Source organism: Streptomyces sp. NPDC005898 (assembly GCF_040629635.1).
Classification (GTDB): Bacteria; Actinomycetota; Actinomycetes; order Streptomycetales; family Streptomycetaceae; genus Streptomyces.
Genome location: NZ_JBEXWC010000009.1, coordinates 157,442 through 183,406 on the forward strand (window position 1 = coordinate 157,442; position 25,965 = coordinate 183,406).

General features: G+C 73.9%; 15 protein-coding genes and 1 tRNA gene. 11 read left to right on the forward strand and 5 right to left on the reverse strand.

Annotation, left to right across the window (positions count from 1 at the left end):
* Positions 1-12: 12 nt before the first annotated feature.
* The 4 genes from ABZ385_RS15370 to ABZ385_RS15385 are packed head-to-tail and all read left to right on the forward strand — an operon-like array spanning position 13 to position 15,207.
* On the forward strand, positions 13-4,785 hold the full coding sequence (locus ABZ385_RS15370) for an amino acid adenylation domain-containing protein (protein ID WP_358911675.1): 4,773 nt from the start codon (positions 13-15) through the stop codon (positions 4,783-4,785).
* Positions 4,782-9,236 (forward strand): AMP-binding protein, encoded by a 4,455-nt coding sequence (locus ABZ385_RS15375; RefSeq protein WP_358911676.1) that lies wholly within the window; start codon positions 4,782-4,784, stop codon positions 9,234-9,236. The genes ABZ385_RS15370 and ABZ385_RS15375 overlap by 4 nt, the downstream gene beginning before the upstream one ends.
* A 5-nt stretch (positions 9,237-9,241) precedes the next feature.
* Positions 9,242-12,934, forward strand: coding sequence for an amino acid adenylation domain-containing protein (locus ABZ385_RS15380; protein ID WP_358911678.1), 3,693 nt, complete (start codon positions 9,242-9,244; stop codon positions 12,932-12,934).
* Positions 12,931-15,207, forward strand: a complete 2,277-nt coding sequence (locus ABZ385_RS15385; protein WP_358911679.1) for a beta-ketoacyl synthase N-terminal-like domain-containing protein — start codon at positions 12,931-12,933, stop codon at positions 15,205-15,207. The genes ABZ385_RS15380 and ABZ385_RS15385 overlap by 4 nt, the downstream gene beginning before the upstream one ends.
* A gap of 18 nt (positions 15,208-15,225) precedes the next feature.
* Here ABZ385_RS15385 and ABZ385_RS15390 read toward each other — a convergent pair whose 3' ends face one another.
* Positions 15,226-15,987, reverse strand: a complete 762-nt coding sequence (locus ABZ385_RS15390; RefSeq protein WP_358911681.1) for an alpha/beta fold hydrolase — start codon at positions 15,985-15,987, stop codon at positions 15,226-15,228.
* A 197-nt stretch (positions 15,988-16,184) separates the two neighbouring features.
* Between ABZ385_RS15390 and ABZ385_RS15395 the strand changes: the two genes are divergently transcribed.
* Positions 16,185-16,613: an SRPBCC family protein gene (locus tag ABZ385_RS15395; protein WP_358586027.1), complete on the forward strand. Its 429-nt coding sequence runs from the start codon at positions 16,185-16,187 to the stop codon at positions 16,611-16,613.
* Between the two features lie 70 nt (positions 16,614-16,683).
* Here ABZ385_RS15395 and ABZ385_RS15400 read toward each other — a convergent pair whose 3' ends face one another.
* The gene (locus ABZ385_RS15400) at positions 16,684-17,196 is read right to left on the reverse strand and encodes a hypothetical protein (protein WP_358911683.1); all 513 of its coding nucleotides are present in this window, start codon (positions 17,194-17,196) and stop codon (positions 16,684-16,686) included.
* Positions 17,197-17,537: 341 nt separating this feature from the next.
* Between ABZ385_RS15400 and ABZ385_RS15405 the strand changes: the two genes are divergently transcribed.
* Entirely contained in the window at positions 17,538-17,921 is a 384-nt protein-coding gene (locus ABZ385_RS15405) for a DUF6083 domain-containing protein (RefSeq protein WP_358911685.1), read from the forward strand.
* 411 nt (positions 17,922-18,332) lie between these two features.
* Here the strand turns inward: ABZ385_RS15405 and ABZ385_RS15410 are convergent, their stop codons facing one another.
* The 3 genes from ABZ385_RS15410 to ABZ385_RS15420 all read right to left on the reverse strand — a co-directional run bounded on the left by ABZ385_RS15410 (position 18,333) and on the right by ABZ385_RS15420 (position 19,720).
* The gene (locus ABZ385_RS15410; RefSeq protein ID WP_358911687.1) at positions 18,333-18,692 is read right to left on the reverse strand and encodes a hypothetical protein; all 360 of its coding nucleotides are present in this window, start codon (positions 18,690-18,692) and stop codon (positions 18,333-18,335) included.
* A gap of 1 nt (position 18,693) precedes the next feature.
* Positions 18,694-19,350, reverse strand: coding sequence for a DUF6313 family protein (locus tag ABZ385_RS15415; RefSeq protein ID WP_358697315.1), 657 nt, complete (start codon positions 19,348-19,350; stop codon positions 18,694-18,696).
* A 298-nt stretch (positions 19,351-19,648) separates the two neighbouring features.
* A tRNA-Arg gene (locus ABZ385_RS15420) sits at positions 19,649-19,720 on the reverse strand.
* Between the two features lie 227 nt (positions 19,721-19,947).
* Here ABZ385_RS15420 and ABZ385_RS15425 point away from each other — a divergent pair.
* The 5 genes from ABZ385_RS15425 (at position 19,948) to thrC (ending at position 25,877) form a co-directional block, all read left to right on the forward strand.
* A complete protein-coding gene (locus ABZ385_RS15425; RefSeq protein ID WP_358911744.1) occupies positions 19,948-20,532 on the forward strand; it encodes a response regulator in 585 nt (194 codons plus the stop codon).
* 105 nt (positions 20,533-20,637) lie between these two features.
* On the forward strand, positions 20,638-21,852 hold the full coding sequence (gene nrtL, locus ABZ385_RS15430) for an ArgS-related anticodon-binding protein NrtL (RefSeq protein ID WP_358911689.1): 1,215 nt from the start codon (positions 20,638-20,640) through the stop codon (positions 21,850-21,852).
* A gap of 172 nt (positions 21,853-22,024) precedes the next feature.
* Positions 22,025-23,416: a diaminopimelate decarboxylase gene (lysA, locus tag ABZ385_RS15435; RefSeq protein WP_358911690.1), complete on the forward strand. Its 1,392-nt coding sequence runs from the start codon at positions 22,025-22,027 to the stop codon at positions 23,414-23,416.
* Between the two features lie 106 nt (positions 23,417-23,522).
* Complete coding sequence (locus tag ABZ385_RS15440; RefSeq protein ID WP_358586039.1) at positions 23,523-24,812, forward strand: homoserine dehydrogenase; 1,290 nt, start codon at positions 23,523-23,525, stop codon at positions 24,810-24,812.
* A gap of 6 nt (positions 24,813-24,818) precedes the next feature.
* Positions 24,819-25,877 carry a threonine synthase gene (thrC, locus tag ABZ385_RS15445; protein ID WP_358586015.1) on the forward strand — a complete coding sequence of 353 codons (1,059 nt, stop codon included), beginning with the start codon at positions 24,819-24,821 and terminating at the stop codon, positions 25,875-25,877.
* The last annotated feature ends 88 nt before the right edge of the window (positions 25,878-25,965 follow it).

Below are 25,965 nucleotides of genomic sequence, written 5' to 3' on the forward strand. Positions count from 1 at the left end.
CACCAGCCTTCCATGGCCGACCGCTTCAGCGCGCTCAGCGGCGAGCAGCGCGTGCGGCTGATGCGCCGCCTCGTCGAGGCCGGCCGCGCCCGGGAGATCCCCTCGGTCGTGCCGCCCCGCGACGCCGACGGGACCGTCCCGCTCAGCCCCGCCCAGCGGGACCTGTGGGTGTACGAGTCGCTGTATCCCGGCACCCCCGCCCTCAACCTCTGCTGCGCCTACCACTTCACCGACCCGGCCGACGGCGCCGAGCCCGTCGACCCGGCCCACCTGGAGGCCGCGCTCACCCTCGTCCAGGCCCACCACGACATCCTGCGCACCCGGATCTTCGGCACGGCGGACGCCCCGCGCGTCGACTTCCCCGACGAGGGTCCCTTCGTCCTGGAGCGCGAGGACCTGCGTGGCACGGGCACCACCATCGAGGAGGCCTTCCGCGCCTTCCGCCGCCGCCCCTTCGACCTCACGGCGGAGCGCCTCATACGGGGCCGCTTCGTGCGCGTCGACGACACGCGTACGACGCTGATGCTGAGCCTGCACCACATCATCACCGACTGGTGGTCCTTCGACGTGCTCCAGAGCGAGTTCGCCGAGGCGTACCGCGCCGTGCGCGAGGGCACCGAACCGAAGCTGACCCGCCCCGCCGTCCAGTACGCCGACTTCGCCTCCTGGCAGGGCGAGCTGGAGGCCGCCGGGGTCTTCGACGCGCGCCTGGACTTCTGGCGCCGCTACCTGGCCGACCCGCCGGGCCCGCTGACCGTGCCGGGCCACGGGGAACCGGACGCCGGCGAGGACGGCATCGTTCAGATCCGCTTCCGCGTGGACGCGCCCACCACCCGTGCCGTCCGCGCGCTGGCCCGCGAGCGCGGCGCGTCCGTGTACGTCGTCCTCATGACGGCCTTCGCGGTCCTCGCGCACCGCGTGTCCGGCGCCGGCGACCTGGTCATCGGCACCCCGGTCGCCAACCGCTCGGCCAAGGGCCTGGAGCAGGTCATCGGATACGTGATGAACGCCGTGCCGACCCGCTGGCGCATCGGCGACGACGACTCCTTCACCGACGTCCTCGCCCGCTTCGGCACCGACTTCCCGGCCCTCATGGCGGGCGCCGACCTGCCGGTGGGCCGCATCGTCTCGGCCGCCGCCCCCGAGCGCAGCGCGGGCCGCTCCCCGCTGTTCCAGTGGGTGTTCATGCACCTGACGGAGCAGCCGAGCGTCTCCGCCGTACGGGAGTTCGCCGAGCCCGAGCGCATCCACACCGGCGGCGAACACGACCTCGTGGGCGTCGTGCGGGACAACGGCGACGGCATGGACGGCAGCTTCGAGGTCCGCACCGACCTGTTCTCGCCCGCGGCCGTCACCCGCTGGGCGGACAGCTACCTCACCCTCCTGAAGCAGGTCACCGCCGACCCGACCGCGCTCCTGCGCGACCTCGACGTGGTCCCCGGCGCCGAGCGCGACCGCCTGCTCGCCCTGGCGCGGGGCCCGGCCGCGCCCGCCCCCGAACCGCTGCCGGACACCGTCGCCCGGCACGCCGCCCGCACCCCCGACGCGCCCGCCCTCGAAGCCGACGGACTGCGCCTGACCTACGCCGAACTGGCCGACCGCGTCGACCGGTTGGCGGGCCTGATCGCCCGGCACGGAGCGGGCCCGGGACGCGTCGTCGCGCTCGCTCTGGGCCGCGGCGCGGACTTCCCGGTCGCCGCACTCGCCGTGCAGCGGGCCGGCGCCGCCCATCTGCCGGTCGACCCCGACTACCCGCCCGAGCGCGTCCGGGCCGCCCTCGCCGACGCCGCGCCCGCGCTCCTGGTCACCGACGCGCGCACCGCCGCCGCCGGGGTCCTGCCGGACACCGGCCTGCCCCGGATCGTCCTGGACGACGACGCGTACACGGGCGCGCCCCTGCCGCCCGCGCCCCTGGACCCGGCCCACGCCGCCTACGTCATCCACACCTCCGGCTCCACCGGCACCCCCAAGGGCGTCGTCGTCCCGCACGCCGGCCTCGCCGCGCTCGCCCACAGCCTCGTGGACCGCTTCGCGCTGGACGCCGGCGCCCGCGTCCTCCAGCTCGGCTCACCGGCGTTCGACATCTCCGTCGCCGAGATGTGCATGGCCTTCGGGCCCGGCGCCACCCTCGTCGTGCCGCCGCCGGGACCCCTCGCCGGGGACCGCCTCGGCCGGGTCCTCGCCGAGCGGCGGATCTCCTGCGCGATGATCCCGCCGTCCGTCCTCGCGACCGTCCCCGAGGGCCCCTACCCGGCGCTGCGCTCCCTCGCCGTCGGCGCCGAGGCCTGCCCGCCCTCGCTCGTGGCCCGCTGGGCCGTCGCCGGGAGCCGCTTCCACAACGCGTACGGCCCCACCGAGGCCACCGTCGCCGCCACCCTGACCGGCCCCCTGGCGGGCGACGGCACCGCCCCGCCCATCGGCACCCCGGTCGCGGGCACCGCCGCGTACGTCCTGGACGACCGGCTGCGGCCGGTGCCCGTCGGCGTCGCGGGGGAGCTGTACCTCTCCTCGGCGGGACTGGCCCGCGGCTACCTGAACCGGCCCGCGGCCACCGCCGAGCGCTTCGTCGCCGACCCCTACGGCGCCCCCGGGTCCCGCATGTACCGCACCGGCGACCTCGCGTTCCGCGCCGACGACGGCACCCTGCACTACCTCGGCCGCACCGACGAACAGGTCAAGCTGCGCGGTCTGCGCATCGAGCCGGGCGAGGTCGCCGCCGCCCTCACCGGGCACCCCTCGGTGGCGCGCGCGGTCGCGGTCGTACGCGAGGACGGCCGCGGCGGACCGCAGCTCGTCGGCTACGCGGTCCCCGCCCCCGGCCACACCCTGGACCCGAACGCACTCCTCGCGCACGCCGCCGGCCTGCTGCCCGCGCACATGGTGCCCGCCGACGTCGTCCAGCTGCCCGAACTGCCCCTGACCCGCAGCGGCAAGCTCGACCGGGCCGCCCTGCCCGCCCCCCGGGCCACCACCGCCACGCGCGCACCCGCCTCCGCCCGCGAGAAGGAGCTGTGCGACCTCTTCGCGGGCGTCCTCGGCGTCGCGGACATCGGCGCCGACGACGACTTCTTCCGGCTCGGCGGCGACAGCATCATGGCCATCCAGCTCGCCGGACAGGCGTCGGCGGCCGGCCTCGCCCTCGCCCCCCGCGACGTCTTCACCCTGCGTACGCCCGCCCAACTGGCCGTCCACGTACGGGCCTCGGCCGCCGGAGGACCGGACGACGGCGACACCGGCACGGGCCGCTTCCCCCTCACGCCCGTCATGCGTTGGTGGCTCGAACAGGGCGGCGACACCTGGGCGTTCACCCAGTCGATGGCGTTCCCCGTGCCGCCCGGCACGGACCAGGCGCGCGTCGAGGCCACGGTGCGCTCCCTCACCCGGCGGCACGCGGCGCTGCGGATGCGGCTGCTGGCGCCGGAACGGGAGATCGAGGTCGCCGAACAGGCCCCGCCGGGGGCCCGCCCCGAACGCGTCGCCGTCGCCGACACGGCGCAGGCCCTCGCGAAGGCCCGGGAGCTGGCCCGCAAGATCCGCCTCGCCCCCGAGGACGGCGAGATGCTCCGCGCCGTCTGGCTCGACGCCGGGCCGGAGCACCGGGGCGTCCTGCTCCTGACCGTGCACCACCTGGCGGTCGACGGCGTCTCGTGGCGGATCATTGGCCCCGAACTGGCCGCCGCGCTCGCCGGGGACCCCGCCCGGACGCCGGCCCCCGGCACCTCCTTCACCCGGTGGGCCGGACTGCTCGCCGAGGAAGCGGTGAGCGCCGGATCCGCCGACGAACAGGCCTGGTGGGTCGAGCAGTTGACGGCGGCGGAGGACTCCCTCCTCTGCGCGGGGCGCGGACGCGGGAACCGCCGCGCGACCCTCACCGTCGAGCTGCCCGCCGACCTCACCGAAGCCGCACTCACCACCTTGCCCGCCGCCTTCAACTGCGGCCCCGACGCCGTGCTCCTCACCGCCCTCGCCATGGCCGCCGTACGCCACCGGGGCGAGGGGAGCGGCCTGCTCGTCCACCTGGAGGGGCACGGCAGGGAGGTCCTGTCCGCGCCCGCCGACGTGTCCCGGACGGTCGGCTGGTTCACCACCCAGTACCCGGTGCTGCTCGACGTCGGGACGGACGCCGGGCCGCGCACGGCGGTCGAGGCGCTCAAGGCCGTCAAGGAGCGGCTGCGGTCCGTGCCGAACGGCGGCATCGGCTGGGGCCTCCTGCGCCACCTCAACCCCGACACGGCCCCCGTCCTCGCTGAACTCCCCGTCCCCGACGTGCGGTTCAACTACCTCGGGCGGCTCACCGCCGGGGACGCGGCCGGCGGCGCACTCCTCGACGGCGCCCCCGACGCCGTGCCGCTCGGCCACGCGGTCGAGATCGACGCCCTCGCCGTGGAGGGCGCCGACGGACTGCGCCTCGAAGCGACGTTCTCGTACGCGGAAGAGGTCCTCGCGGAGGCGGACGTACGGGAGCTGGCCCGCCTGTGGCGCGAGGGCATCGCCGCGTTCACGAGGGAGACGGCGGAGGGCGCCCCCATCGGCGCCACTCCGTCGGACTTCCCGCTGGTGGACCTCTCCATGGACCAACTGGCCATGCTGGAGGGGGATCTGGGGGATCTGGGGGATCTAGGGGATCTGGGGGACCTGGGGGATCTAGGGGACCTCGGCGACTCGGAGGACTTCGGCGATCCGGGTGATCCGAGTGATTCGGGCGTGCCGGGCGAGCTGCCGGGGGCGACGGACCTCCCCGGCCCCGGCCCCGGCCCCGCGACGGACCCGGAGGACCGGCGATGAGCGGGCGCATCGCGGACGTACTGCCGCTCACCCCGGTCCAGGAAGGGCTGCTGTTCCACGCCGTACGGGACACCGAGGGCCCCGACCCCTACGTGGTGCAGGCCCGCTTCCGCATCGGTCCCGCGATCGCCCCGGACACCGTACGGAACGCGCTCACCGCCCTCCTGGAACGCCACCCCAACCTGCGCGCCTGCTTCCGCCACGAACGCCTCGAACGCCCCGTGCAGGTGATCCCGCACGCGGTCGCGGTCCCGTGGCGGGAGATCGACCTGACGGGCCGGGCAGAAGCCGAAGTGGCAGCGGAGACAGCCGAGTTGCTGGCGCGGGACCGCGCCCGCCGCTTCGACCTGGCGCGCCCGCCCGCCCTGCGCGCCCTGCTCGTGCGGCACGACACCGGAAGCGAACTCGTCCTCTCCTTCCACCACATCCTGCTCGACGGCTGGTCGGTCCCGGTCCTCGAACGCGACCTCGCGGCCCTGGTCACCGGCCGGGCCCTGCCGCCCCCCGTGCCCTACCGGCAGTACGCGCTGTGGCTCAGCCGCCAGGACAAGGGCCGCGCCGAGGCAGCCTGGCGCGAGGCGCTGGCCGGCCTGGAACGGCCCGCGCCGCTCCTGCCCCCGGACCCGGAGGGGGAGACGTGCGCCGTCACCCCCGGCGGCGAACCGGCCGAGCCCGACGCGGTGCGCCTGCACCTCACCGCGGAGCTGACCGCCGCCCTCACCCGGCGCGCCGCCGAGACGGGCGTCACCCTCAACACCCTGACCCAGGCCGCCTGGGCCCTGGTGCTCGCCCGGATGACCGGCGGCCGCGACCTGGTCTTCGGCGGCGTCGTCTCGGGCCGCCCGCACGACCTTCCCGGGGCCGGGGAGATGGTGGGCCTGTTCATCAACACGCTCCCCGTCAGGGTGCGGCTGTGCGACGGCGAGACCGTCGGACAGCTGCTCACCCGCGTCCAGGACGAGCAGTGGCGCCTCGCCCCGTACCACCACGTGCGGCTCATGGACGTACAACGGCTGGCGACCGAGGCCCAGGCACAGGCCCAAGCACAGACCCAGGCTGAGAACGGGGGCGGGGGCGGGAGTGGCGGGCATGAGGCCCGGCCGGGGGAGCTGTTCGACTCCGTCCTCGCCTTCGAGAACTTCCCGCGCGGGGCCGATCGGGCCGAAGACGACGAGGGCCCGGACACGGTCCGCGTGACGGACGTACGGGACGCCACGCACTACCCCGTGACCCTCGCCGTCGTCGCGGGGGAGCGGATGCTCCTCGCCGTGACCTGCCGGCACGGCATCTCCGCGGCGGCCGTCGCGGCCCGCCTCGCACGCGCCTTCGAGCAGCTCGCGGGCGACCCCGCCACGCCGGTGGACCGGATCGACGTACTCCCCGACGAGGAGCGCGCCCGGCTGCTCGCCGCGTCCGCCGGAGCGCGGGCGGCAGTGGCGGCCGGGCCCGCGACCGTGCCGGACCGGTTCGCCGCGCAAGCGGCCCGTACGCCGGACGCGCCCGCCGTGGAGAGCGGCGACGACGTCCTCACCTACGGGCGCCTCGCCACGGAATCGGACCGCCTGGCCCGCCGCCTCGTCGCGGCGGGCGTGACGCCCGGCGCCACGGTGGCCCTGCTCCTGCGCCGCTCGCCGGCCCTGATCGTGGCGCAGCTCGCCGTGCTCAAGGCGGGGGCGTGCTGGCTGCCCCTGGACCCGGCGCAGCCCGCCGAGAGGCTCGCGCGGCTGCTGGCCGCGGCGTCGGCCGGGCTGGTGCTGACGGCGGGGGAGCCGTCCGTCGAGCTGCCCGCGCAGGTGCGCCGGATGGACGTACACGGGCAGACACCGGAGTCCGAAGGGAGCCTCCCGGCGGCGCGCCCCGACGCGGCCGCGTGCGTGATGTACACGTCCGGGTCGAGCGGCGAGCCCAAGGGTGTCGTGATCCCCCAGCGGGCCCTCACCGAACTGGCCGCCGACGGGTCCTTCCGGAACGGGTCCGGGCCCGGGGACGGGAACAGGCATGGGGACGGGCACAGGCATGGGGACGGGAACAGGCATGGGGCCGGGGACGGCGTCGAAGGGGAGGGCGAGGGCGTCGGTTCGTTCGGCCCGGCGGCCCCGCACCGCCGCGTGCTGCTGCACAGCCCGCACACCTTCGACGCCGCCACCTACGAGGTGTGGGTCCCCCTCCTGAACGGCGGCACCGTCGTGGTCTGCCCCGACGAGCCCGCCACGCCCGCCCTGCTGGCCAGGGTGCTGCCCGAGCGGCGCGTGAGCGCGCTGTTCCTGACGGCCGAACTCTTCCGCGCGGTCGCGGAGCTCGCGCCGGGCGCGCTGCGCGGGCTGCGCGAGGTGTGGACCGGCGGCGACGTCGTGGACCCCGAAGCGGTGCGCCGCGTCGCGGAACACTGCCCCGAGGTGACCGTCGTCAACGCCTACGGCCCCACGGAGACGACGGTCTTCGCGACGGCCCACCCCGTGGCGGGCCCCGCCGTCGCGGCCCACCGCCCCCCGGGCGCCCCGCTGCCGATCGGCCGGCCGCTCGACGGCACCCGCGTCCACGTCCTCGACGCCGCTCTGCGCCCCGTGCCGACCGGCTGCGTGGGGGAGGTGTACATCGCCGGGGCCGGTCTCGCCCACGGATACCTGGGCCGCCCCGCCGCCACCGCCGAACGCTTCGTCCCCGACCCGCACGGTGACCCGGGCACCCGCATGTACCGCACCGGCGACCTGGCCCGCCGACACTCCGACGGCACCCTCATGTTCGCCGGCCGCGCCGACGACCAGCTCAAGATCCGCGGCTTCCGCGTCGAACCGGCGGAGGTGGAGGCGGCGCTGGCGACGTGCCCCGGCGTGACCCGCGCGGTGGTCGCCGCGCGGCCCGCGCCGGGCGGCGGCAAGCGGCTCGTGGCGTGGGTGGTGCCGGACCAGGACGGCCGTCCCGGCCCGGCGCCCGACGGCGGCGCCGACCTCCTGACGCGGGTACGGGCCCACGCCGCCCGCGTGCTCCCCGCGCACCTGCTGCCCACCGCCTGGGCCCGCGTGGACGCGGTGCCGCTCACCCCGCACGGCAAGACCGACCGTGCCGCGCTGCCCGAGCCCGGGGCTCCGGAGGGAGCGGCGGCAGGTGTGCCTCGTACGCCTCGTGTGCCTCGTACGCCCCGCGAGAAGGAGCTGTGCGCGCTGTTCGGCGAGGTGCTGGGCGGCGAGGCCGGCCCGGACACCGACTTCTTCGCGTCCGGCGGCCACTCGCTGAGCGCGCTGCGGCTCGCCGGACGGATCGAGGAGGCCTGGGGGGCACGGGTCCCCGTGGCGACCCTCTTCGCGGCGCCGACACCCGCCCGGCTCCTGGCCCGCCTGGACGGTGCCGGGTTGGACGGTGCCGGGTTGGGCGGGGGTGCGTCGGACGGAGGCGCGTTGGACGGGGGTGCGGCCGGCGGGAGTGTGTCGGGTGGCCTTGCGTCCGGCGACGGTACGTCCGGCGACGGTACGTCCGACGGGTGGGCCTCCGGTGACCGTACGTCGTCCGGTGACCGTGAGTCGGACGGGCGTGGGTTCGGTGACCGTACGTCCGACGGGCGCGTGTCCGGTGACCGTACGTCCGACGGGCGCGCACCCGGTGACCGTACGTCCGCCGGCTCCGAAGGCGGGGCCCCCGCCCCCGGCCGCACCGCCCCCGGCCGCACCGACCTCGATCCCGGCCCCGCCGATCCCGGGAGCCTGGACCCGCTCCTCACCCTCCGCGCGGGCGGCGGCGACCGGCTCCCACTCTTCTGCGTGCATCCCGGTCTCGGCGTGGCCTGGGCCTACGCGGCCCTGCTGCCCCACCTCGCCCCGGACCGCCCGGTGTACGCGCTCCAGACACCGGCGCTGTCCCAGGGCGCGGACTATCAAATGCCCCCCAGTGTGCGCGAGTTGGCGGGAGAGTACGTCGACCGCGTCCGGGCCGTCCGGCCGCACGGCCCCTACCTCCTGATCGGCAGGTCCTTCGGCGGACCCGTCGCCCACGAGATGGCCGTACGGCTGCGCGCGGACGGCGAGGAGGTCGCGCTGCTCGCCGTGGTGGACGCCATGCCCAAGCCCCCCGAGATCGCCCGCACCCCCCTCGCGCCGGCGGTCGTGGCCGAGGAGGCCCGGCGCATCGTCCGGGAGCGCAAGGCCGTGCTGGGCGGCATCGGCGAGCACCGCCTGGCCGCGCTGACCGAGGCCATCGCCCACCACGTGACGCTCGGCAGGAGTTGGGTCCCGTCCCGGTACGACGGCCCCGTCACCCTCTTCGCCGCCACCCGCGACCCCGAGGCCATCCCCACCGAGGAGAAGGCCGCGGCCTGGCGCCGTGCCGCCGCCTCGGTCGACGTGCGCGAACTGGCCTGCTCCCACGTCGAGGTGCTCGACGCGGAACCGGCCGCGCGGATCGCCGCGGCGCTCGAAGAGATCCTCGCCGGCCTCCAGACCCCCTTCCAGGGAGAGTGAACCCAGTGGACGCACCGCACCCGGCGGACACCCCGCACGACCAGGAGGACGCCCCGCACCCGGCGACCCAGCCGCACCCCCCGAATAAGCCGCACCCCCCGACCCAGACACCCCCGGCGGCCGCCCCGGAGGAGTACGAGTTCCCCGTCTCCGACGCCCAGGCCCGCCTCCTGGTCCTGGACCGGCTGGACCCCGGCACCCCCCAGTACAACGTCCCCGCCGCCTTCGCCGTGCACGGCGACTTCGACGCCGACGCGCTCGCCCGCGCGCTGGACGCCGTCGTGGCCCGGCACGAGGCCCTGCGCACCGTCTTCCGCACGGCCGCCGACGGCACGCAGGCGCAGATCGTCTCCGCCGCGGGCCGCGCGCACGTCACGCTCGTGCGGGACGTACCGGCGGCCGAGGCGGACGACCGGATGCGGGCGGAGGCCGCCCGCCCCTTCGACCCGGCGACCGGACCGCTGCTGCGCTGCACGGTGTACGCCGTCGACGACGGCAGCCACCGCGTGCTGCTCGTGGCCCATCACCTGGTCTGCGACGGCTGGTCCCTGGGCGTCATCCTGCGGGACCTGTCGACGGCGTACGAGAACGAGCGCGGCGCGCACCCGGCCCACCCCGTACGTCCCGCCCTCCCCGAACTCCCGCTCCAGTACCCGGACTTCGCCGCCTGGCAGCGCGACCGCCAGGCCGAGGGCGCCTACGCCGAGGCCGTCGCGCACTGGGCCGGGCGGCTGCGCGGCGCCCCCGAGGTGGTCTCGCCGCCCCTGGACCGGCCCCGCCCGGCGGTGCGCTCCGCGGCGGGCGGCAGCGAGCGGTTCCTGCTCGGCGCCGGGGTGCGCGAGCGCCTGGCGGAGGTGGCCCGGGCCCGGGGCGCCACGCCCTTCATGGCGCTGTTCGCCGCGTACGCCGCGCTCCTGGGGCGGCTGACGGGCCGCGACGACCTGGTCATCGGCTTCCCCGTGTCGGGGCGCGACCGGCCCGAACTCCAGGAGATGGTCGGCATGCTGACCAACACCCTGGCGCTGCGCGTCGACCTGTCCGGCGACCCCACGTACGGCGAGCTGATCGGCCGGATCCGCGCGGAACTCCTGGCGGGCGGCCCCTATCAGGACGCGCCCTTCGAGGCCGTCGTGGACACCCTCGCCCCGACCCGCGACACGAGCCACGACCCGGTCGTGCAACTGGTCTTCGCCTACGACGACGACACCGACCTGTCCCTCGCGCTGACGGGCGCCCGGGTCGGACGCCTCCCCCTGGCCCTGCGCACGGCCAAGTTCGACTTCCACCTGCACGTCGAACGCTGGCAGGAGCCTGCGGAGACCCCGGGGGGCGACCATGCGGCGGAACCCCCCGAGGACCCGACAGCCACCCCCGCCGCTGCCGCTCCCGCCCTCGCCGCCCACTTCATCTACCGCCGCGACCTCTTCGAGGCCGCCACCGTCCGCGCCTGGGCGCGCAACTTCCGTACGCTGCTCGACGCCGCCCTCGCCCGCCCCGACCTGCCCCTCCCCGCACTCGACGCCGTCCCGGCCGACGAGCGCCGCGCGGCCCTCGCGGCCGCCGACCGGACCGCCGAGGCGGCACCCACCGACCGCCTGGTGCCCGACCTGATCGCGGACGTCGCGGCCGCGAGGCCCGACGCCACCGCCCTCGTCTGCGGCGACACCAGGCTGACCTACCGTGAACTGCTCGCCGAAGCCGACGCGTTGGCCGCCCGGCTGCGCGCGGCCGGCGTGCGCCCCGGCTTCCGGGTCGGCCTGCTGCTGCCCCGCTCGCCCGAGATGGGCGTCGCGGCGCTCGCGGTGCTGCGCGCGGGCGGCGCGTACGTCCCCCTTGACCAGGCGCACCCGCACGCCCGCCTCGCGCACATGGTCGCGGCGTCCGGCACGGGCCTGCTCCTGACGGCGGCCCCGACGGAGGCCGCCGCGCAGCGGCTCGGGGTCCCGTGCCTGCGCACGGACACCCCGCCGACTGCCGACGAGCCCGCCCCCGCGCTGTCGCCGACTGCCGACGAGCCCGCACTCGCGCCCCCGCCTCCCGCTGACGAGCCCGCCCCCGCGTCGCTGCCGCCCGCCGACGAGGCCGCCCCCGCGCCCCGACCCGCCGCCAACGGGCCCGCCCCCGCACCCCGACCCGCCGCCAACGGGCCCGCCCCCGCGCTCCCGCCGGCGCCCGCTCCCACCGCCGACGATCTGGCCTACGTCCTGTTCACCTCCGGCTCCACGGGGGTTCCGAAGGGTGTCGCCGTCGAGCACCGGGCGCTGCTCAACCTCACCCGAGCCGTGCGCCCCGCGTTCCCCGTCACCGCCGATGACCGCGTGCTGCAGTTCGTGTCGTTCGGGTTCGACGTCGCCGTGTCCGACCTGTTCTTCCCCTGGGTCGCCGGCGCCGAGCTGCACATCGCGCGCGACGACGAACGCCTCGGCGACGCGCTCTTCGCCAGACTGCGGGACTCCCGCATCACGTACGTCTTCCTGCCGCCGTCCGCCGCGATGCTGCTGCCCGACATCAAGGGGCGCCTGCCGCACCTGCGGACGCTCGCCGTCGGCGGCGAGGCCTGCCCCGCCGAGCTGGTCGAGCGGCTCAGTGAACCCGGCCGCCGGATCGTCAACGCGTACGGCCCGAGCGAGGCCACCGTCTACGCGACCACCGCCGACCTCGAACCGGGCGAGCCCGTGGTGATCGGCCACCCCGTCCCGGGCGCCCGCGTCCACGTCCTGGACGCCCACCTGCGCACGGTGCCCACCGGCGTGAGCGGCGAGGTCTACATCGCGGGCGCCTCGCTGGCCCGCGGCTACATCGGCCGCCCCGGCCCGACCGCCGAACGCTTCGTCGCCGACCCGTACGGCCCCCCGGGCTCCCGCATGTACCGCACCGGGGACCTCGCCCGCGTGGACGCGCACGGCCGGCTCCACTACCTCGGCCGCTCCGACTCCCAGGTCAAACTCCGCGGCATCCGCATCGAACTCGGCGAGATCGAGGCCCTGTTGGCGGGCCACCCGGACGTCGCGGTAGCGGCGGCCGCCGTACGCGCCACCGCCACCCCCACCCCCACCCCGGAACCCGCTCCCGCCACCCCGGGGCCCGCCCCCTACCAGCGGCTGGTGGCCTACGTCGTGCACCGCGAGGGCGCCACCCCCGCCGACGACGACCTCCGCGCCCACCTCGCCGAACGCCTCCCCGGCTTCATGCTCCCCGAGGTCTACGTCCACCTCGACGAACTGCCGCTCAACCGCTCCGGCAAGATCGACCGGGCCCAGCTGCCCGATCCGACGCCGCGGGGGCCCGAGTCCAGCCGTACGTACGTCGCCGCCCGCACGGACACCGAGCGGCGCGTGGCACAGGTGTGGTCCCGCGTGCTGACCCTCGAACGGGTCGGCGTCCACGACAACTTCTTCGACCTCGGCGGCAACTCCGTGCGGCTCCTGAGCGTGCTGGACGCCCTGCGCGCGCTGTCGTCGGCCGGGGAATCGGACGGCACCGCCGACCTCACCCTGGTCGACCTGTTCCGCCACCCCACCGTCGCCGCGCTCGCCGCACACCTCGACCGGCGCCACCGAGGCGCCCCGGACGAAGCACCCACCAGGGCGACCGAGGCCCCCACCGTCACGGCGGCGGAACGCAGGGGCGGCGACCGCCGCGCACGCCAGAACGCCGCCGCACAACGGCTCCGCTCCAGAAAGGGCACGCCACGATGACCGAGCCAACACCCCAGGCCTCCACCCGGGTGCCCGAAGCCGACCGCACGGCAGCACCCGAGACCACCACCGGCACGGATTCCGCCCCCGACGCCACTGACTCCACTGACGCCCCCGACGTCACCGACGTCTCCGACTCGGCGATCGCGATCGTCGGCATGAGCGGCCGCTTCCCCGGCGCCCCCGACCTGGACACGTACTGGGCGAACCTGCGCGACGGCGTCTGCTCCCTCACCGACTTCACGGAGGCGGAGCTGCTGGCCGACGGCGCGGACCCGGCCGAACTGCGCCGCCCCGAACACGTGCCCACCAAGGGGTACTTGGCCGACGCCGACCGCTTCGAGGCCGAGCTGTTCGGCTTCAACCGCACCGAGGCCACCGCCCTGGACCCCCAGCACCGGCTCCTCCTGGAGACCGCCTGGGCCGCCCTGGAGGACGCCGGGCGCGACCCGCTCGCCGCCCCGGACCGCACGGGGGTGTACGTCGGCGGCAGCCCGACCGAGCACATGCTGGCCGCCCATACCGACCGCGAACTGGCCGCGTCCATCGGCGCGATGCAGATCCGCATCCTGACCGACCGCGAGTTCCTCGCCCCCTGGATCTCCTACCGCCTCGGCCTCGAAGGCCCGAGCCTGACCGTGCAGACGGCCTGCTCGACCTCCCTGAGCGCCGTGCACCTCGCCGCCCAGGCGCTGCTCCTCGGCGAGTGCGACACCGCGCTCGCGGGCGGCGTCAGCGTCGACACCGTCCGCAGACAGGGGTACGTCCACTACGAGGGCGGCATCTTCTCGCCCGACGGCCGCTGCCGCCCCTTCGACGAACGGGCGGCCGGCACGGTGCCGGGCAGCGGCGTGGGCGTCGTCGTCCTGCGCCGCCTGTCCGACGCGCTCGCCGACGGCGACCCGATCCGCGCGGTCCTGCGCGGCAGCGCCCTGACCAACGACGGCGCCACGAAGCTCGGCTTCACCGCCCCCGGCGTGGAACAGCAGACGGCGGCGATCGTCGAGGCCTGGGCGGCGGCGGGCCTCACCCCGTCGGCGGCCCAGTACGTGGAGACACACGGCACGGCGACGGAACTGGGCGACCGCGTGGAACTGGCGGCGGCAAAGGCGGCGTTCGCCCCCGTACCGGAGACGGGAACAGACACAGGCACCGGCACAGCCGGAGAAGTAGCCACCGGCACCGGCATCGGCATCGGCTCGGTGAAGTCGAACATAGGCCACCTGGACGCGGCCGCGGGCGTGGCCTCGCTCATCAAGGCGACGCTCATGCTGGAGCACGCGACGCTGGCCCCCACGGTCAATCTGACCCGCCCGCACCCCGAACTGAACCTGCCCGAGGCGCCGTTCCACGTCGTGGACCGCGCCACCCCGTGGCCCCGCCCCGCCGACGGCCCGCGCCGCGCGGGAGTCAGCTCACTGGGAATCGGCGGTACGAACGTCCACGTCGTCCTGGAACAGGCCCCGGAGCGCCCCCGCCCGGCCCCGCGCCCCCGGCACCGCACGACCGAGATCCTCCCCCTGTCGGCCCGCACGGAGACCGCCCTCACCGCGCTCGCGGCCCGGCTCGCCGCGGCCCTGCGCTCCCCCGACGCCCCTTCCCTCGCCGACGCGGCGCACACGCTGCGCACGGCCCGTACCCCCATGGACGTACGCGCGTACGTCCTGGCGGCGGACGCGGCGGAGGCGGCCCAGCGGCTGCTGGCGCTGGCGGAGGGCCGCCCGTGGCCGGAGCAGGAGGACGGCCCGGACGCGGCCGGCCTGCGCGAACTCGGGGAGCTGTGGCTCAAGGGCGGGACGGTCGCGTGGCCGGAGGCGGCGGAGGGTGCCCGCAGGGTGAGCCTGCCGACGTACCCCTTCGCGGGGGAGAGGTACGGCGCGCTGACGCTGAAGACGGCGCCCAGGACCCCGGAACCCGAATCCGCCGTGTCCGCCGCGGCCCCCGCCCCGGGTGCGGAGTTGCTGCGGGCGGTCCACGCCATCCTGGCGGAGGCCCTGGGCCTGGACATGCCCGGCGCCACCGCTGAGGGGGCGGCGGGCTTCGCCCCGGGGACGACCTACTTCGCGGCGGGCGGCGACTCGCTGACCGCCGTCCACCTGGTCGGCCGGCTCCGGGACGAGCTCGGCATCGACGTACCGATCACCCTGTTCCTGGAGGAACTGACCCTCCAGGAACTGGCGGTACGCATCGTCGAGGCGAAGGAGCCGGACGGGGCGGACGACTCGCTGGACGCGCTCCTCGCGGAGTTCGAGGCGGAGGAACCCCCCAAGTAGCCGCACACCCGCCCGCACCTACGGGGTCGTCATCGCCTTCCGATCGGGCAGCGAGGAGGCGATGACGCTCGCGACGTACGGCAGATGGGAGTCGAGGAAGAAGTGGCCCCCGGCCAGGACGTGACAGGAGAAGGCGCCCCGCGTCTCGCTCTCCCAGGCACGCGCCTCGTCGGGGGTGACGCGCGGATCGCTGTCGCCGGTGAGGACGACGACGGGGCAGCTCAGCGCTTTCCCGGGCCGGTAGACGTAGTCGTCGACGATCTGGTAGTCGGCACGCATCGGCGGCAGGAACAGCGAGACCAACTCGGGGGAGTCGAGCAGCTCGTCGGCGGTGCCCGACAACTTGCGCATCTCCTCGACGAGTTCGGCGTCGGTCATGTCCCGCACGGCACGCCCCGCCGCGGGCCGGGCCACGGCGGGCGCCGCCCGGCCGGAGAGGAACAGGGCCACGGGGGGCCGCCCCTCGGCCTCCAGACGCCGTGCGGCCTCGAACGCCACCAGGGCGCCCATGCTGTGCCCGAACAGGGCGAGGGGCGCGTCCCCCGGCCCCTGGGGCAGCTCGTCCAAGACGGCGTCGACGATCTCGTCCGGCCCCGCGGCGAACGGCTCGCCGAACCGGTCCTGCCGCCCCGGGTACTGCACGATCAGCGGCTCCACGACACCCGTGACGGCGGCGGACATCGCGTGATAGGCGCTGACCGACCCTCCGGCGTGCGGGAAGCAGAGCAGACGGACCCCGGCCTCGGGTGCCGGGTGATAGCAACGTATCCAGTCGCCCACGAAGGCGCCCTCCTCTCCTGTACCGCGGCGAACCGCCGACCGGTGCGCCACCGCGGCCAGCATGCCGGACGAACGGCGACGGCGGGGCGAATTCCCGGCGGCGGAACATCCACGGCGGTGGATCCCCCGAGCGCGGGTAACGGAAGGAGAGTCACCGGACCCGCCGAACGCGCCACGTACGAAGGAGAGATGAACTCATGGCATCCTCGCTGCTCGAAGCCGTCGACATCAAGGCACCCGTGGCCGTGAGCTGGGAACTCTGGGCGGACGTGGAGCGCTGGCCGGCGTTCCTGAGCCACGTCAAGCACGTCCAGCGGATCGACGGCACCACCTTCGCCTGGCAGGTCTCGCTCCCCGGCGCGGACAAGAGCTTCGTGGCGGAACTCACCGAGGTGATCCCCCAGGAGCGCATCGCCTGGCGCACGACGGAGGGCGTCCACCACGCGGGCGTGGTCACCTTCCACCACCTCAGCGACACGGAGAGCCGGGTAACACTGCAGATCGAATACGACCCCAAAGGCTTCCTGGAACACCTCGGCGCCCTCACCAACCTCGACGCGACCCTGGCCAACTACGACCTGGGCGAGTTCAAACGCATGGCGGAACACGAGGCGACGGGCGCCTGACGCGCCGGACGGTGCGTACGTGGACTGCGGGCACTCCCGAGAGGGCTCCCCGCCCGTCGGGGAGACCGTCTCACCCGGGCGGCGACCTGAGGGCGTCCTGCGCCGCGAACAAGAAGTCGCGTACGGCGGCCTGCATGTCCTCAAGCCCGCCCGCACGGCCGCCAACGGACCGGAGCGCGCTCTCCACGACGAGGGAGGCGGCGCTGGAAACCTCGGTCGGCCCCTGAAGGGTGACGACGTACATCGCGTGACGCGCCTCGCTCATGAGCGGCCGGCTGATGCCGACGCCACTGCGCCGCGCCTCCACAAGCCGCTCGGCCACGACGAGGAAGGCGACGTAGGCTTGCCGCCGCAGATCCAGCCGGCGCATGGCGCGCTGATCGCTGAGCGTCGCCTGGACGGAGCGCAGGAGCGCGTGCGCCTGTTGCTCCCCCGCGTGCCGGGCGGCTGCGGCCTGCTCCTCCCCGGCATGCCGAGCGGCCTCGGCCTGCCGAACCCCGGTACTCCGCGTGAACCACCCCGTCACCACACTCCCGGCCACCGCCGCCCCCGCCGCGATCAACGCGACCCCCCAGTCCTCCACCCCCACCATTCTGCCGCCGACAAGCCGAGGAGATCGGCGGTCTCGGCGTATACCTCAAATTCTCCCGAGCGCCGGACAACGAGGTTCCCGAGCAGCGCCATCCAACCGACGGGATGGAGCAAGCCGTGCGCTCGCCGCCAGCGAATCGCCGGGTCGACCCAGTGCCATTGCGGCAGCCGCTGAACCGGGGGCTCCGCCGCATCTCGGCCGTGTGCCGACGGACATCGGTTGTTGGCGGTACCTGCCGCGTCGCGTTTCGTACCGCTGACGGACTGCTGCTCCAGGGGTTGCGTCCAGTTCGCGCTCTACGCCTGGACTAACAGACTGGCGACCCTCACGGTATGGGGCTTGCAGAGAAGGAACCGCGGCGACTGAGTGGTGGGCAGTCCCGCTGCTCTGTCTGTGGGCTGTTGCAGGACCGGGTGCCGACACTCGAGCAGGACTGGGTACTGCTGGAACCGGACATGAGGCCGCTGGCACACACAGTGCCGGCCGAGCATCGGTGGATCGAACTGCCCGACGGGCGGGTGACGGTGTACGGGGTATGCCCGCCGGACCAGTTCCAGCGCTGCCGCGTAGAGCACCGCCTCGCGTGCCCCGCACAGCCGTTGCCAGATCTATGGCCGTGGCTGACCTCCCTACGAGGGGAGAACGCCCGGCAAATGAGACGGCGGGACGATCCGGAACAGCCTCCACCTCCTGAGAAGTGGCCGGACGCCGGCTGATGGACGTTCCTAGCGACGCATGGCCGCGTATACGCGAGCCCCCCCCCGCCCTCGGCGAGGCGGTGCCCGAGGCGGGGCCAAGTCAAGATCATCACGACGTCGGCCCGTAGTTAACGGCGGAGGGCATGGAAGCCGTCATGCGTGAGGCGTGCGAGGCGGCAGACCTCGACTCCACCGAGGCAGAACTGCTCCGCACGACCTCCAACGCGGTGTACCGCCGGAGACCGCCGAGAAGCCCTACACTCCCGCGGCGATCCACAGCCTGTGCTCGCCGGCCTCCTCTGCCAATTCGCGTGCGGCGGCACTATGGCCGACGGCGCTGACGTTCCGGCGGAACTCGGCGAGGCACTTGACGCACCGCGCCGATTTGAGTGCCGCACCATTCCGTATATGGCTCCGGCGCCGCTCTATTCACGCGAACGGCACAACGGGGTCGTCGGGCTCGGGCGGCCGAGTCCGACGGATGAGGTCCGCCATGTCGTCCGTATGCGCCCACGTCCGATACTGGGCGACGGATTCGGCATTGCGATCCCACCCGTGCACGAACTGCTCCGGTTCCGCTGCGGGAAATCCACTGGGTGCGGCGTGAGCGGCATCGAAAAGGTCGACAAGCATCCGGCGACTCAGACTCTCGTCAAGGTGGTCGGCGGCATCCTCCGAACCCCAAAGAAGCACCGCCTCCGCGGCCCGGGTGAGACCGTCTGTGCTCGCAGTGGGCATGGCCAGTGCCAGCGAAGCCCGGACGATCTCCAGCGCGTCTTCTCCGCGCATGTCAGCGTCTCCTCTCGCAGACGAGGCACTGACCAGTCAGGGCCGCGAACCGAAGCGCCATCTTCGCTGTGTTCTGAGCCTGTCGCAGACATTCGTGTCTGTCCAGGAGGGCGTACTGCTCCGTCGACATGACGTACTTGACGAAAAGCTCCCAGTGATCTTGCGCCCGGTCCCAGTCGTTGCGATGGGCGACGCGTACCCAGGCGTCGACGAAACCCTGTTGCGCGTGCGTCCCGTGAAAGTACGGCCGGAGATCCTCGATGAGTCCTGGGGGCGAAAGTCGCTGGGCCAAGCGCCGTTGTGTGAAGGCGGCATTGCTCGCCACTGCCTTTGACCGGTCAATGCGCTTCGCGATCACGTGGCCGGCGATTCCACCGATGATGGCGGGGACGAGGAGCCAGCCGATGACCGACGCGATCCACAGGAGGACATGACGGGGAGCGCTCAATAGGGCGAAGGCCTGGTAGACGTCGCCAGGGCTTGCAGCGCGTGCGGCAAAAACGTACAGAACCCCCACCAGGATGCCGATGGGGACTCCGACGTCGAGGACCCACTGACTGACACCTTTCAGCGCCTTCCGTGAGCGCCAAGTACGCCGTAGCCGTCTGACCAGGGGCGTGCGCGTGGACGGCAGCTTTAAGTGACCCGGGATCGGGATGGGCCCAACGGGCAAGGCTCCCCCTGTGTGCCAGCGTGCACCGCATGGTGGGCACGCATTCTCCAAGGGGCCGATTCTGCCGTAGGCCGCGGGCGAGTCGGCAAGTGCAGTCCCCACTTGGGACGGAACCGTGTCCTCGCTCAGTTGCCCCTGGGCAGTGCACCTACAGCCCGTGGGCAGGCGTGCCCTGGTCAGGCGCCAGCCAACGACAAAGAGCCGGACCCAGTGAGACTGAGTCCGGCTCTTTAACGTGGCACTTGCGCAGGTCAGCGACTCGATCACACTGATAGCTGCGAAGTGCCCCCGGCAGGATTCGAACCTGCGCACACGGCTCCGGAGGCCGTTGCTCTATCCCCTGAGCTACGGGGGCGCATCGTCGCGTTGCGCGGCGACGGGTAGAACCTTACCAGCTCTCCGGGGCTCTCCATGAACAGGTATTTCTTCGCTTCGACGGGCGTCGGGGGAGCGCGGCGGCCACGGGGCCGGAGGCGGGCGGGAGGCGGCTCCCGGGAGGTGGAAGTGGGGAAAACCGGGACGCGGTCGGGGCCGCGGACCTACTCTCGAGTTGTGCCAGGCGTGCCCGGCCGCGTGCTTGTTGTGGACGACAACAAGGTCATTCGGCAACTGATCAGGGTCAATCTCGAGCTGGAGGGCTTCGAGGTCGTGACCGCGGCCGATGGTGCCGAGTGCCTGGACGTCGTCCATCAGGTTCAGCCCGACGTCATCACCCTCGACGTCGTGATGCCCCGGCTCGACGGTCTGCGGACCGCCGCCCTGCTGCGGGCCGACGCGCGGACCCGGAAGCTGCCCATCGTCGTCGTCAGCGCCTGTACGCAGTACGAGGTCGAGAGCGGGCTGGAGGTCGGCGTCGACGCCTTTCTCGCCAAGCCCTTCGAGCCGAGTGAACTCGTCACCGTCGTGCGGCAATTGGTGGGGCGCGAGTTGTCGGGGGACTCGGAGGGGAGCGGAGGGGCCGAGGAGGTCGGGGAGGTCGACCGGTGTCACGTCGCGCATGCCGATGCGGGCGGTGGTGACGCCCAGCCCCGGGGGTGTGGGCTTGAGTTCGGGCCCAGCTCGCTGGGTGACTGTTCCGTCGACGGTGGCGCAGGCGCCGGTGATGGCGGTGGCGATGACACCGGTGTCCCCGGTGACGCCGAGCCCGCCGCCCGGCCCGGCGGCTGACCCGAGCCGCAGAGCCGGGACAGGACCGGACAGGCCGTCCACATCCCAAGACCACCCGGAAACCGAGTCGCCGACCCACCCCCCTCCTCCCATACGCTTGTCCCCGTGACCCCCGTCGAGCTCTCCCGCACCGTGCTGCGTGCCCTGCGTCATGCCGTTGACGTGGGGGAACTCAGTGTGGTCGTGCCGGAGAAGGTGCTGGTGGAGCCGCCCCGGCCAGGGGGGCACGGGGACTACGCCACCAACGTCGCCCTCCAGGTCGCCCGCGCCGCAGGCCGGCCCCCCCGGCAAGTGGCCGAGCTGCTGTCACCGCGGATCGCCGCCGAGCCCGGCATCGCCGGCGTCGACGTCACCGGGCCCGGGTTCCTGAACATCACCCTCGCCGGCACGCCCGCCGAAACCCTCGTACGCGAGATCCTTCGGCGCGGCACCTGCTACGGGCACGTCCATCCCGACACCGGGGAGACCGCCCAGCTCCACACCCCCCACGAACTGCGCGCCGTCGTCCTCGCCGACAGTGTCCGCCGCATCCTGCGCTCCCAGGGCGTCCTCGTCCGCGTCACGTGCGACGCGGCCCCCGACCCGCGCTGGGTCGACCTCATCGGTGTACGAGTCGACGCCCACGGCCGCCCCCCGCGGCCGCTCCCCACCCTGCGTCCCGTCCCCGCCCCGGCCGGGTCGGACCCCCTGCGTCTCGGCCGTGACGCCGCCCGCTGGGCGCTGCTCCACCCGGCCGCCCACGACCGGCCCCGCGTCGCCCCCGAGCAGGGCGGCGACGACCATCTCGCGCAGCGCGAGGCCAATCCCCTCTTCCGCGTCCGGTACGCCCACTCCCGCGCCCGCGCGCTCACCCGCAACGCCGCCCAACTGGGCTTCACCTCCGCCCCCGGCGACACCGCCCCCCGAGCCACCGCCCCGGGCAGCGAACCCACTCCCCACGCCACCGCCCCCGGCGCCCAAGCCGCCCCGGACGAGCAAACCGCCCCCGGCGCCGAAACCGTCCCGGACGAGCAAACGGCCCCCGGCGCCGAAACCGCCCCCGGCGAGCAAACCGCCCCCGGCGAGCAACTGCTCCGCCACCTCGCCGCCCACCCCCGAACCCTCGCCGCCGCCGCCCGGCACCACGCTCCGGACCGCCTCGCCCGGCATCTGATCGGCACCGCCGACGCCCTGCTCGCCTACCAGCACCTCGTGCTGCCGCTCGGTGACGAGAAACCCTCGGCCGCCCACCGCGCCCGGCTCGCGCTCGCCGAAGCCGCCGGGACGGTGCTCGCCGGCGGCCTGTCCCTGCTCGGCATCAGCGCACCCGAACATCTGTGACGCCCGTGACATCCGTGAGCCACGAGCGCGCCCGAACATCTGTGACGCCCGTGACATCCGTGACCCCCGTGAGCCACGAGCGCGCCCGAACACCTGTGATGCCCGTGACACCCGCGACGCCCGAGAGCCACGAGTCCCGCGTGCCACCCGTGAGAGACGAGACAAACGAGCCATGAGCCGTTCCGCACACCCCGCAGGCCCCCGCCACGGCGACGTCCTGCCCGAGGGCCACTACACCGCGCCGCCGACCGACCTGAACGCCCTGGACGCCAAGGTCTGGTCCCGCACCGTCACCCGGACCGCCGAAGGCGTCGTCAGCGTGGGCGGCATCGCCGTGACCCGGCTCGCCGAGGAGTTCGGCACCCCGGCGTACTTCCTCGACGAGGCCGACTTCCGCGCCCGCTGCCGGGCCTGGCGCGACGCCTTCGGCACCGACGCCGACGTCTTCTACGCCGGCAAGGCCTTCCTCTCCCGGGCCGTCGTGCGGTGGCTGCACGAGGAGGGGCTCAACCTCGACGTGTGCAGCGGCGGCGAGCTGGCCACCGCCCTCGCCGCCGGCATGCCCGCCGAGCGCATCGCCTTCCACGGCAACAACAAGACCGAGGCAGAGATCCACCGGGCGGTCGAGGCCGGCGTCGGGCGCATCGTGCTCGACTCCTTCCAGGAGATCGTGCGCGTCTCGCACATCGCCGAGCGGCTCGGCCGCCGCCAGCGCGTGCAGATCCGCGTGACCGTGGGCGTCGAGGCGCACACCCACGAGTTCATCGCCACCGCGCACGAGGACCAGAAGTTCGGCATCGCCCTGGCCGGCGGGCAGGCCGCGGAGGCCGTGCGGCGCGCCCTCAGGCTCGACGGCATCGAGCTGATCGGGATCCACTCGCACATCGGGTCGCAGATCTTCGACATGGCCGGCTTCGAGGTCTCCGCCCGGCGCGTGGTCCAGCTGCTCGCCGAGGTCCGCGACGAGCACGGCGTGGAGCTCCCGGAGATCGACCTCGGCGGCGGCCTCGGCATCGCGTACACCTCCGAGGACGACCCCCGCGAGCCGCACGAGATCGCCAAGGCGCTGGGCGAGATCGTCACGCGCGAGTGCGCGGCCGCCGGGCTGCGCACCCCCCGCATCTCCGTCGAGCCCGGGCGCGCCATCGTCGGTCCGACCGCCTTCACCCTCTACGAGGTCGGCACCGTCAAGCCCCTCGAAGGGCTGCGCACCTACGTCTCCGTGGACGGCGGGATGTCGGACAACATCCGTACCGCGCTCTACGACGCCGAGTACACCGTCGCCCTCGTCTCCCGCTCCTCCGACGCCGAGCCCATGCTGGTGCGCGTCGTCGGCAAGCACTGCGAGAGCGGTGACATCGTCGTGCGCGACGCCTTCCTGCCCGCCGACCTCGCGCCCGGCGATCTGATCGCCGTGCCCGCGACCGGCGCGTACTGCCGCTCGATGGCGAGCAACTACAACCACGCCCTGCGCCCGCCCGTCGTCGCCGTCGACAGCGGTGCGGCGCGGGTGATCGTGCGGCGCGAGACGGAGGAAGATCTCCTGCGTCTGGACGTCGGATGACGAAAAAGATGAAATAGATGTCTCAGGATCCGGACATTGGACAGAAAGTCCGTTCCGGTGGGTGAGACTGGTCCCACCGTAGTTGTATGAGAAGTGAGGTCGGATGATGCGTACGCGTCCGCTGAAGGTGGCGCTGCTGGGCTGTGGTGTTGTCGGCTCAGAGGTGGCGCGCATCATGACGACGCACGCCGACGACCTCACGGCCAGGATCGGCGCCCCCCTGGAGCTCGCGGGGGTCGCCGTCCGCCGCCCGTCGAAGGTGCGCGAGGGAATCGATCCCGCACTCATCACCACCGACGCGACCGCCCTCGTCAAGCGCGGCGACATCGACGTGATCGTGGAGGTCATCGGCGGCATCGAGCCCGCGAGGACCCTCATCACCACGGCGTTCGAGCACGGCGCCTCCGTCGTCTCCGCGAACAAGGCGCTCATCGCGCAGGACGGCGCCGCGCTGCACGCCGCCGCCGTCGACCACGGGCGGGACCTCTACTACGAGGCCGCCGTCGCCGGCGCCATCCCGCTGATCCGGCCGCTGCGCGAGTCCCTCGCCGGCGACAAGGTCAACCGCGTCCTCGGCATCGTGAACGGCACCACCAACTTCATCCTCGACGCCATGGACACCACCGGCGCCGGATACCAGGAGGCCCTGGACGAGGCCACCGCGCTCGGGTACGCGGAGGCCGACCCCACCGCCGACGTCGAGGGCTTCGACGCCGCCGCCAAGGCCGCGATCCTCGCCGGCATCGCCTTCCACACGCGCGTACGCCTCGACGACGTGTACCGCGAGGGCATGACCGAGGTCACCGCCGCCGACTTCGCGTCCGCGAAACGCATGGGCTGCACCATCAAACTGCTCGCCATCTGCGAGCGGGCCGCCGACGGCGGGTCCGTCACCGCGCGCGTGCACCCCGCGATGATCCCGCTCAGCCACCCGCTGGCGTCGGTCCGCGAGGCGTACAACGCCGTCTTCGTCGAGGCGGAGGCCGCGGGGCAGCTGATGTTCTACGGGCCCGGCGCGGGTGGCTCGCCCACCGCGTCCGCCGTCCTCGGCGACCTGGTGGCCGTCTGCCGCAACAAGCTCGCCGAGTCCACCGGGCCCGGCGACTCCGCGTACACCCAGCTGCCCGTGGGCTCCATGGGCGAGGTCGTCACGCGCTACCACATCAGCCTCGACGTGGCCGACAAGCCGGGCGTCCTCGCCCAGGTCGCGACGGTCTTCGCCGAGCACGGCGTATCGATCGATACGGTCCGTCAGACGGGCAAGGACGGCGAGGCCTCCCTCGTCGTCGTCACCCACCGCGCGCCCGACGCCGCCCTCACCGGCACCGTCGAGGCGCTGCGCAATCTCGACACCGTGCGTGGTGTCGCCAGCATCATGCGGGTTGAAGGGGAGTAAGCAGCAATGACCCACCAGTGGCGCGGAATCATCGAGGAGTACCGGGACCGGCTTCCGGTCTCCGACACCACGCCGGTCGTGACGCTCCGCGAGGGCGGTACGCCGCTCGTGCCCGCGCAGGTGCTCTCCGAGCGCACCGGCTGCGAGGTCCACCTCAAGGTCGAGGGCGCCAACCCCACCGGGTCCTTCAAGGACCGCGGCATGACCATGGCGATCACCAAAGCCAAGGAGGAGGGCGCGAAGGCCGTCATCTGCGCCTCCACCGGCAACACGTCGGCGTCCGCCGCGGCCTACGCCGTACGCGCCGGCATGGTCTGCGCGGTCCTCGTGCCGCAGGGCAAGATCGCGCTCGGCAAGATGGGCCAGGCGCTCGTCTACGGCTCGAAGATCCTCCAGGTCGACGGCAACTTCGACGACTGCCTGAACCTCGCGCGGTCCCTGTCCGAGAACTACCCGGTGGCGCTGGTCAATTCCGTCAACCCGTTCCGCATCGAGGGCCAGAAGACCGCCTCGTTCGAGATCGTGGACGCCCTCGGCGACGCCCCCGACATCCATGTCCTTCCCGTCGGCAACGCCGGAAACATCACGGCCTACTGGAAGGGCTACAAGGAGTACGCCGCCGACTCGGTGTCGACCCGTACCCCCCGTATGTGGGGCTTCCAGGCCTCCGGATCGGCGCCCATCGTGCGCGGCGAGATCGTCAAGGACCCCTCGACGATCGCCACCGCGATTCGCATCGGCAACCCCGCGTCGTGGCAGTACGCGCTCGACGCGCGCGAGGAGTCGGGCGGCTTCATCGACGAGGTGACGGACCGTGAGATCCTGCGCGCCTACAAACTGTTGGCCTCCCAGGAGGGCGTCTTCGTGGAGCCCGCGTCGGCCGCCTCGGTCGCCGGTCTGCTGAAGGCCGCCGAGCAGGGCAAGGTCGACCCGGGCCAGAAAATCGTCTGCACGGTCACGGGCAACGGCCTCAAGGACCCCGACTGGGCCGTCGCGGGCGCCCCGCAGCCGGTCACGGTCCCGGTCGACGCGGCCACCGCCGCCGAGCGCCTCGGTCTGGCGTAACCCCGCGGGCGCATACGAGGGGTGGCACAGGGGGCTTACGACACGCATCGTGCGCCTCCTGTGCGCCCTATGTCGCCACAGAACCTTC